Consider the following 2,824-nt stretch of genomic DNA (forward strand, 5'->3'; position numbering starts at 1 on the left):
CCCTCGACGCCGCGTCGCGCGCCGCCCACGACCGTCCGTTCGTCGCCCTGGAGGCGCAGGACCAGGATGCGCTGCTGACGTTGGCCGAGCGCGGCGACCTGGCGGTGCCGGACTCCCTCGGCGGGCGCCTGGACGGCGACCGGATGCGGTTCTGGTTCGAGGATCTGCGCGCCGACGCGGTGCGCCTGTGGCTTGCCCATCCGGCGGCCCTGGCACGGGTCGGCTTTTCGGGCATCGGCGCCGGCGGCGACCGGCCGGGCCCGATCGCGGACGGGTTGCCCGGCTTCCACGACGTCGGGCTCGATCGCGCGGAATCCTGGGAACCCCAGCCCACACAGGGGGAGACGGTCCGATGAACCTCGACGGGATGCGGACCTACCGCACGGATGAGACCGTCGATGCGGTCATCGTCGGGACCGGGGCCGGCGGCGCGCCGCTCCTCGCCCGACTGGCTGCGGCTGGCCTCAAGATCGTGGCCCTGGAGGCCGGACCCAACTTCACCCCCGAGCGCTTCGCCTTCGACGAAACGCTGGCCGACGAGATCTACTGGACCGAGGAGCGCCTCAGCGGCGGCTCCACGCCGGAGGCATTCGGGGCCAACAACAGCGGCACCGGCGTGGGCGGCTCGACGCTCCATTGGGGCGCCTTCGTGCCCCGGGCCGACGCCCGCGACCTCCGGCTTCACACCGAGAGCGGCGAGGGCGTCGACTGGCCGCTCGACTACGACGAGTTGGCGCCGTTCTACGAACGGGTCGAGCGTTTCATCGGCGTCTCGGGGCCGCAATCGTATCCCTGGGATCCCGAGCGCCGCTATCCCCTGCCACCGGTGCCGCGCAACGGCCCGGCGCAGATCATGGCCGGAGCCTGCGATACGCTGGGGATCCGCTGGGCCGACGCGCCCGCGGCGGTGGTCTCGCGCGACTTCGAATCCGAGGGCGGACCCCGGCGCAACGCCTGCATCAATTGCGGCTTCTGCCACCAGGGCTGCCGCAACGGCGCCAAGACCAGCATGGACGTCACCTACCTGCCCCTGGCCGTCACGCACGGGGCGGAGATCCGGGCGGGCGCCTTCGTGCACGGACTCGAGCGCGGCACCGACGGCCGGGTCACCGCAGTGGTCTACACACAGGACGGTCAGGAACGGCGCCAACGCTGCGGGGCGGTATTCCTCTGTGCCGGCGCCGTCGAGACGCCGCGGCTCCTGCTGAATCTGGACCTGGCCAACTCCAGCGATCAGGTCGGCCGCAACTACATGGGCCACGTCGCCACCCAGGTCTGGGGCACCTTCGCCAACGAGGTGCGGATGAACCGCGGCTACCCCTCGTCGCTGATCACGGAGGACTTCATCCGGGCCGGTGCCGACTTCGCCGGCGGCTACCTGATCCAGAGCCTCGGTGTGGTGCCGCTGACCTTCGGCAACGCGGTGGCGCGCGGCCGCGGATTGTGGGGCAAGCCGCTGCTCGATTACCTCGACCGCTACAACCACCTCGCCGGCATCGGCATCAACGGCGAGACGCTGCCCTGCGACGCGAACGTGCTGACCCTTTCCGACGAGACCGACGCGCGCGGGATGCGCAAGGCGCAGATCAGCTTCGGCTACAGTCGCAACGAGGAACGCCTCAACGCGCACGCCACCAAGGTGATGCGCGACCTCTGGGAGGCGGCTGGGGCCGAGGACATCTGGGTGATGGAGCGCGTCGCCCACACGATCGGCACCTGCCGGATGGGGCGCGACGGGTCGAGCGCCGTGGTCGATCCGGTCGGTCGCAGCTTCGACATCGACAACCTGTGGATCTGCGACGGCTCGACCTTCCCGAGTTCCCTCGCCGCGAACCCGGCCCTGACCATCATGGCGCTGTCCCTGCGCACCGCGGAGGCGTTCCTGGCCGCCGGACGCTGAGATCAACTGGCCTCGCCGCGCAGCTCCGCCAGCCCGCGGCGCTGCCGGCCGTCGGCGTCGAAGTTCGCCGGGTCGAGCCAGGCCGCGAAGCCGGCGTGGATACGCGGCCACTCGGCATCGGTGATGGAGAACCACGCCGTGTCGCGGGAGCGGCCCTTCACCACGACGGCGTTGCGGAAGATCCCCTCGAAGGTGAAGCCGAGGCGCAGCGCCGCCGCCCGGGACGGGGCGTTGAGGCTGTCGCATTTCCACTCGTAGCGGCGGTAGCCGAGTTCGTCGAAGGCCCGAGCCATCATGAGTGCCATCGCCTCGGTGGAGGCGGGCGAGCGCTGAAGGCTCGGGCCGAAATGTAGGTGGCCGACCTCGATGACGCCGTTGCCGGGGTCGATCCGCAGGTAGGAGGCGATCCCCAGCGGCGCCCCGGTCGCCCGGTCGAGGACGGCGTGGAACAGCGGGTCCTGGCTCTGCGCCTGGGCGTCGAGGCGGACGCGGTAGGCTGCCTCGCTGTCGGGCATCTCGTCGCCGAGATAGGTCCAGCCGCGCCGGTCCGGCGCCGCATCGTAGGCGGCGAACAGCCCTGCGGCATGCGCTTCGGCATCGAGCGGCACGACCCTGCAGGTGCGGCCCTCCATGGGCGTCCGCGGCGGGCGCGGACGCGGGGTCCAGTCCGGCAGGGCCGGGCCGATCGGCTGGCCGAAGGCGTTGAGGCGGGCGCTCACGATCCGCTCCGCTCGGCGACCAGGTCGGCCAGGACGGTTTCGCCATCCGCGCGCATCCCGGCGATCACCCCGGCCCGATCAGCCTCCGGTCTGTTCTGGCTCATCTTCCACTTCCCCTCGATGCGGGCGATCGGGATCTCGATGCCGACGATGGCCCTCATCTGGGCCGCCACGAAGGGCGCGGGCGCGTCGTCCACCGCCCAGG

The 2,824-nt window shown here is 71.6% G+C and carries 3 protein-coding genes and 1 pseudogene; 2 read left to right on the plus strand and 2 right to left on the minus strand.

The genetic code is table 11. From position 1 onward, the window contains the following. Together FV228_RS25815 and FV228_RS25820 are read left to right on the plus strand one after the other, a co-directional pair. On the plus strand, positions 1-356 hold a 356-nt coding region (locus FV228_RS25815; protein ID WP_147857148.1), incomplete at its 5' end, for a gluconate 2-dehydrogenase subunit 3 family protein. After that, entirely contained in the window at positions 353-1,900 is a 1,548-nt protein-coding gene (locus FV228_RS25820; RefSeq protein ID WP_147857149.1) for a GMC family oxidoreductase, read from the plus strand. The genes FV228_RS25815 and FV228_RS25820, both read left to right, overlap by 4 nt. A 2-nt stretch (positions 1,901-1,902) precedes the next feature. Here the strand turns inward: FV228_RS25820 and FV228_RS25825 are convergent, their stop codons facing one another. Together FV228_RS25825 and FV228_RS25830 are read right to left on the minus strand one after the other, a co-directional pair. Beyond that, a complete protein-coding gene (locus FV228_RS25825; RefSeq protein ID WP_147857150.1) occupies positions 1,903-2,619 on the minus strand; it encodes a GNAT family protein in 717 nt (238 codons plus the stop codon). After that, a pseudogene (locus FV228_RS25830) lies at positions 2,616-2,824 on the minus strand (FMN-binding negative transcriptional regulator); the annotation flags it as partial. The gene FV228_RS25825 and the pseudogene FV228_RS25830, both read right to left, overlap by 4 nt.

Source organism: Methylobacterium sp. WL18, assembly GCF_008040015.1.
Lineage (GTDB): Bacteria > Pseudomonadota > Alphaproteobacteria > Rhizobiales > Beijerinckiaceae > Methylobacterium > Methylobacterium mesophilicum.

Bases quoted from the DNA above. Each gene is read 5' to 3' on its own strand.
- FV228_RS25820 (WP_147857149.1), top strand. From the start codon at position 353: ATGAACCTCGACGGGATGCGGACCTACCGCACGGATGAGACCGTCGAT.